Here is a 5,873-nt window from a genome sequence, read left to right as displayed (position 1 = left end):
ATGAAAATACGTGTTTCTGGATGGGCACTAACTAGTTCGGCACAAAGCGCATTCAAATACCCTTCCTCCAATAAGCCTTCGCAGGCTTTTTTCTTGCCCACTGAGGTGGTGATGATCTTGATAGCACTTGGCCATTGCTGCCCCTTGCGATCCATTGCATACAGGGTTTCAGTAACGACAGCAGGGGACATGCCCGTAATTGCGAGCAGAAGAGTTTGATCGGGGTGCATAGGACGCTCCTTGGAATAAGTTGATAGCGAGAGTAGACCATAAAAAAAGCCTTTCGGGCAGGTTGCCAAGTTTGTGAGAAAAAGCCGACAAACTTGTGAGCGAACCGTAGGCTGTTTTTTTCACTAATCTACACACCTCAACTTTCGCAACAAGCCTCGGAGGCCTCGCCATGAAAACCTGGTTCGTTAGTCGCCATCCCGGCGCATTAGAGTGGCTTGCTGCTCAAGATTTCCTTGTCGATGAGCAAGTACCCCACCTAATTCCAGAGCAGGTAACCGCTGGGGACCGGGTGATTGGCACCTTGCCAATCCACCTGGCTGCCGAGGTTTGTTCACGTCGTGCTGAATACTGGCACCTATCTATGGATGTGCCACACAGCTTGCGTGGGCAAGAGTTGAGTTATGCGCAAATGCAAGAGTGCAATGTTCAGTTGCAGCGCTTTCTATTACTACCCTGGGATTAGTACAAGTACGGACCCATAAATTTATATCTGAAGACGAAAACCAACTGAATTTGGGATTATTCCCGCCATCGCCAAGCAACAGAGGAACACAAGCATGAACAACCAAGCACTCAAGGTCGCCCTCGGTATTTTGGTTTCTTCGCCTGATTTGATTGAGCGGATTGGCCTGCTGCCCAACATCAAGACTCCCACCATGGGTGGAGAGCTCTGGTGGAACAACCTGGCGCAATGCGATGGCTGGAGGGTACAACGCAACTCGGTCACTGGCCACTGCCGTATTCTGGATGAGCAGGATGTTCGTCACGCCTGGGGAGCTGAAAGCAAGGTGATGGAGTTTTTCCAGAAGGTTCTGGATGGTCGTTAATTCAGCGCCAAGCCAGGGACGGCCAAGGCAGAGAAAAGAGCTCACAAGTTTGTTTGTTCATCATTTTTAACGCAATGCTTGATACTTAAACACTTAATAACCTGAAGCAACCGCGAGGTAAGACACCATGAGCAATTTGACCCCAGGCACCCATATCAAAGTGACCCGTTTCGGTTATACCCACCACGGTATCTATGTTGGGAAGGATCAGGTTATTCATTTTTCAGGGTCAGCAAATGGACTTGCCTCCAAGGCGACTGGCCAGATTGAAAAAACCACACTGGTTGCTTTCAGGGGTAACTGCAAAAAGCCCACGGCTGTGTTGCATACCAATGCTCGCTACTCCGACGAAGAGGTTGTCCGTCGTGCTTATAGTCAGCTGGGCAAAAAGGATTACAACCTGATTTTCAACAACTGCGAGCACTTTGCAACCTGGTGCATTACCGGGAAGAAACGCAGTGGTCAGGTCAATCGTGCAGCTGCAGGAGCTACAACAGCAGGCACTTTTGCGGGTGTAAATATCGCTCGCACCTATGCCAGCAAGAAAACAGCGGAAGCTCTGATCACCCAGGCCAGCAAGAGCCTTCTCAATGAAGGTGGTAAACGAGCGACGGCTTCCTTTGTTGGCCAGGCCGCATCCAAAACGGCACTGCATGCAGGGACCAGCGCTCTGGCTGGAACTGGGGCCAGTGCCTTGACTTCAGCAGGGGTTTCCTCAATGGCATCAACCGCTGGATTCGCCGCATTCGCAGGCAAGAGTGCAGCAGCGGGTGGCAGCCTGGGCGGTCCCGTAGGGCTGGCTGTCGGTGTCGCAGCAGGTGCCGTTGCCTACGGCCTTTGGTCACTGTTTGAAGACTAAACACCGCATTAAGAAAACCGAACAACCGAAACGGAGAAACGCCCATGAGCTTTTTCAGCCAACTGGCACAAACCCTTAGCCAGTCAGTTACGGCAACCAGCCAGTCTTCAGCATCCACACAGAGAGGTGACACCATGAGCCGCTACGAACTCGCAACCAGCAACGACCTGATCGAAAACCCTTCACCCCGCTGCCCCTGCATGGTGGTGCTGGATACCTCGGCCTCTATGGGCGGAGCACCGATTCAGCAGTTGAATGCCGGGTTTCAGCACTTTCTGCAAGCACTGAACGACGACGAAGTCGCGTCCTGCTCAGTGGAAGTGGGGGTCATCACCGCAGGTGGCCGCATTGACGAGCAGCTGCCTTTTACAGCGGCAATGGACATCGACCACTGCAACTCTTTCAGTGCCGGGGGTATGACTCCACTAGGGGGTGCTGTCGATCTGGCACTCAAGAAGCTGGAAGAGCGCAAAGCTCAGTACCGCAGTGCCGGGGTCGCCTATTTTCAGCCCTGGCTGGTGGTGATCAGCGACGGTGCCCCCAACGACAGCTGGCAGTCAGCAGCGGCCAAGGCCAAGCAGCTTTCTTCCAACCGCAAGCTGGTGTCTTTGGTGGTCGGCGTAGAAGGGGCAGAGCTACAGACCCTGGGTGAGTTTTCTCATCGACCAGCCATCAAACTGGACGGGCTGAAGTTCGGTGAGTTTTTTGAGTGGCTTTCGGCCAGCATGAGCCGGGTCTCCAACTCTGCTTCGACCACCGCCAGTGTGGATCTGCCGCCCATGGATGGTTGGGCCAGCATCTAGGCGCAAAGAGTTAGGACAACAGGCAGGCCAGGGACGGCCACTTTACAAGCAGTGAATTTTCTCTAATTTTTTGACCCACTCAGTCGAGGTGCCCATGACCAGCCAACGCCATGTTTTTGATGTGAACCACCAGGAACAACACCTGGGTGAGCTGCTTGCCAAAGGAGGCGAGGGGGAGGTTTACCCCCTGGCTAACCGCAAGGACGTGCTGGTGAAGCTGTATCATCCCGAGCAGTTGCAAAAGCGCGGCGCTGAGCTGGAAAAAAAGGTGGAAGCCATGCGTGCAGTAAGTCAACTCCGACAGCAGAAAGGTGTGAGTTGGCCCTTGATCAGTGCTTATGACGCCAACCAGCGCTGGATCGGCTATGCCATGTATCGTGCACAGGGCAAGCCCATGTTTTATCTAGCTCATGCACTGCTTTACAAAAAGCACTTTCCAGGCTTAGATCGGCGTGGCTTGGTGGACTATCTGATTCAGCTGGTTCAGCACCTGCGGGTTTTGCACAGTCAAGGCGTGATGGTCGGGGATTACAACCTCCATAACATCCTTTGTGATCCAGGAAGTGATGAGGTGACCTTGATTGACTGCGACAGCTATCAGATTCAGGTTAATGGCCAGCATTACCCCAATCCTGTGGGCAGCGCCGATCTGACCCCCAAGGAGCACCAGGGAAAGTCGTTTTCCTCCTTGGTGCGCACACCTGAAAGCGAAGCCTTTTCTCTGGCCATTATCTTCTTCAAATGCTTGGTACTGGGCCGCCATCCCTATGACATAGTGGGTGGTGAAGATCCGGTGACCAACCTGAAGCGGGGCAATTTTGCTTATGGGATTGGCAACAAGGGAATTCCCAAGGGCGACTGGTACAACATCTGGAGCCACATGCCGCACCGCCTGAAAAGCCTGTTCATTCAGACCTTTACCGAGGGTGCCGATGACCCCAGCAAACGCGCAACCCCAGTGGAGTGGCTGGAGGCTTTGCGGCGATACCGCAAGGAAATGGACAAGGGCTGGCATGAAACAGCCATCCGGCCTTCTGCCCCCAAATCAAACACTTATCGTGGCAACAGCCAGTCCGCAACTCACAGTTAAAAACTGCTCAGGAGCACACCATGCCCAGATTGCCCAGACTCACACTCAAGCGCAATAAAAAACCAAAACACCCTGAAGCCGCTCCAGAGGAAACGTCCATGCCCATGCAACAACCAACTGCACCTGAAGCCTTGGCCCAAGAACCAAAAGCTGAGGTTCATAAAATGCCTGAGGAGGTTTCAGATAGCGATGCTCCCACAGAAGATAACCAAGAAAAAAACACAACAAACACCGCCAAAGAAAACCCTGAAGTGCTGGATCAGTCAGACCAGACGGCTGTAGAAGAAGAACCGGTCCCAGAGTTTTTTCTGCCCAATCAAAAGTGGGAAGCCCTATATGAGGCAGTGGCAGGGTTATCCCACCGGGACGCCAGGCCACCCTTGCCCTGTCAGGATGCTGCTATTGCCGCAGCCAGCCCGCGACCCTGGGTCATGGTTGCCGATGGTGCGGGCAGCTCGGCAGTCTCGGAGATTGGTTCTCAAGCGGTTGTCACCGGCCTGGGTCGCTTAGCCAATACGCTGGAAAAGCAACTGAGCAGTTTGCTGGATGATCCCCAGGCCATCACAGAAGAGACGGCACGTGCCCAGGGTTTGCTGTTTGTTAAACATGCCAAGGGCATCCTGGATGACCTGGCAACCCAGCATCGCCGCCCCCAGAAAGATTTTCGCTGCACGCTGTTGTTCGCAATCCAGGGCAAAGCACATTTGTTGTGGGTCAAGATTGGGGATGGTGCGCTGGTGGTCGAGCAGCTGCGTAAAGAACAGGGCCAACTTCATCCTGAATTGCGGACCCTCGGTGAAGTTGGCAAAGGTGAATTTGCCAATCAAACCACCTTTATTGATGATCACTTGCAACCCAGCGATGTTCAGGTCGGTGTTCATCCCACTGACAACCTTACTGGGTTTGCCGCCATGAGTGATGGTGCCGCCGACCGCCTGGTGGCCAATGACGGCTCTCAAGTGTCCTCACAAGTCAGTGGCTGGCTGAATGATTTGCGTCAGGGCAAGCTCAAGCGCCGCACCCTGACTCGCCTGTTTTACTCGGACGCCTTCACACGCGGCACTACAGGGGATGATGCCAGCATAGCGCTTGCCGCAAGCGGGCTGGTGGATACCCATGAGTAAGAGGGGGCTTTATTTTTTGGCCTATGACCTGGGCATACCACGCCTACAGCGCCAGGCCAGAAAACACCTGCGTCATCAGGCCAGCGGTCAGCAGCTTTCTGCATTTGAGTGCTATCTCACCGGGGTAGAGAAGGGGGCTCTAGTGCAAGCTCTACAGCAGCAAACCCCGCAAAGCGAAAGCCTGTTTTGCATTCGCCTCGATAGCCAGCGAGAACCCATCTACTTGGGGCAGGCGCAGCCCCCTCTGGATGAGGATCTGGTGCTGGTTTCCTGAAATCAATAATAAAGAGGTTCACGATGACCCAGCATTTGATCATTGACCACAAAGACACGCGTCTTGAGCTTGAAGGCCTTGCCCTGAAAATCCATCGTCCAGATCGCAAACCCTCCAGTATCCCTTTGCGTCTGTTGGAGCAGGTGACTCTAATCGCCAACATCGATATACCCATTCACTTGCTGCATCAGTTGGCCCAGCATGACATCAGTGTTGCAGTGCTTAACCCTCGCAACCAATCCATGATGACCGAGTGCATCAACTTTACTCATAAGGCCTACCAGCGCCGGGCCAAACAGTACGCATTGATCCATGATACCCAGGCCGGGATACAGGCTTCACGCGAGCTTATGGAAGCCAAGCTCAAAAGTCAGGCAAGCCACCTTGAACAACTGGTGCAGCTGCAGCCCAAACACCGGGGGTTAGTGCAGCAAAAGCGAAAAGCTATTAGTGCTTTGCAGTCCGGCCTTCATTCAGCAGGAAGCGAAGAACTCCTGGGTATAGAGGGGAGCGCTGCCCGTCATTATTTTGAAGGGTATAGAAGCTTTTTTGCTGATAGCTGGGCGTTTACTGGTCGCAATAAACGCCCACCCAAAGACCCTGTGAATTCGCTACTCTCACTCAGTTACTCTCTGCTAATACGTGAGGCCAGTCATGCCTTGCAA

Annotated in this window: 9 protein-coding genes; 8 read left to right on the top strand and 1 reads right to left on the bottom strand. The window is 53.5% G+C overall.

The window, feature by feature from the left end; all coding sequences use genetic code 11:
* Positions 1-230: CRISPR-associated ring nuclease (locus tag IBX50_RS16265; protein ID WP_292257347.1), on the bottom strand; the 230-nt coding region annotated here is incomplete at its 3' end.
* Between the two features lie 170 nt (positions 231-400).
* On the opposite strand from IBX50_RS16265, the gene csx16 reads away from it, so the two are divergent.
* The 8 genes from csx16 to cas1 form a co-directional block, all read left to right on the top strand.
* The gene (gene csx16, locus IBX50_RS16260) at positions 401-694 is read left to right on the top strand and encodes a CRISPR-associated protein Csx16 (protein WP_292257346.1); all 294 of its coding nucleotides are present in this window, start codon (positions 401-403) and stop codon (positions 692-694) included.
* Positions 695-788: 94 nt separating this feature from the next.
* Entirely contained in the window at positions 789-1,058 is a 270-nt protein-coding gene (locus IBX50_RS16255) for a hypothetical protein (protein ID WP_292257345.1), read from the top strand.
* Positions 1,059-1,185: 127 nt separating this feature from the next.
* Positions 1,186-1,917, top strand: a complete 732-nt coding sequence (locus IBX50_RS16250) for a lecithin retinol acyltransferase family protein (RefSeq protein ID WP_292257344.1) — start codon at positions 1,186-1,188, stop codon at positions 1,915-1,917.
* Positions 1,918-1,961: 44 nt separating this feature from the next.
* Positions 1,962-2,720 carry a VWA domain-containing protein gene (locus IBX50_RS16245; protein ID WP_292257343.1) on the top strand — a complete coding sequence of 253 codons (759 nt, stop codon included), beginning with the start codon at positions 1,962-1,964 and terminating at the stop codon, positions 2,718-2,720.
* Positions 2,721-2,814: 94 nt separating this feature from the next.
* Positions 2,815-3,810 carry a kinase gene (locus IBX50_RS16240; RefSeq protein ID WP_292257342.1) on the top strand — a complete coding sequence of 332 codons (996 nt, stop codon included), beginning with the start codon at positions 2,815-2,817 and terminating at the stop codon, positions 3,808-3,810.
* Positions 3,811-3,830: 20 nt separating this feature from the next.
* Positions 3,831-4,934 carry a PP2C family serine/threonine-protein phosphatase gene (locus IBX50_RS16235; protein ID WP_292257341.1) on the top strand — a complete coding sequence of 368 codons (1,104 nt, stop codon included), beginning with the start codon at positions 3,831-3,833 and terminating at the stop codon, positions 4,932-4,934.
* Positions 4,927-5,208 carry a CRISPR-associated endonuclease Cas2 gene (gene cas2 / locus IBX50_RS16230; protein WP_292257340.1) on the top strand — a complete coding sequence of 94 codons (282 nt, stop codon included), beginning with the start codon at positions 4,927-4,929 and terminating at the stop codon, positions 5,206-5,208. The genes IBX50_RS16235 and cas2 overlap by 8 nt, the downstream gene beginning before the upstream one ends.
* 23 nt (positions 5,209-5,231) lie before the next feature.
* A partial coding sequence (gene cas1 / locus IBX50_RS16225) for a CRISPR-associated endonuclease Cas1 (protein ID WP_292257339.1) occupies positions 5,232-5,873 on the top strand: 642 nt, incomplete at its 3' end.

This window comes from Marinospirillum sp. (assembly GCF_014859565.1).
This window is presented reverse-complemented; position numbering and strand designations above follow the sequence as displayed.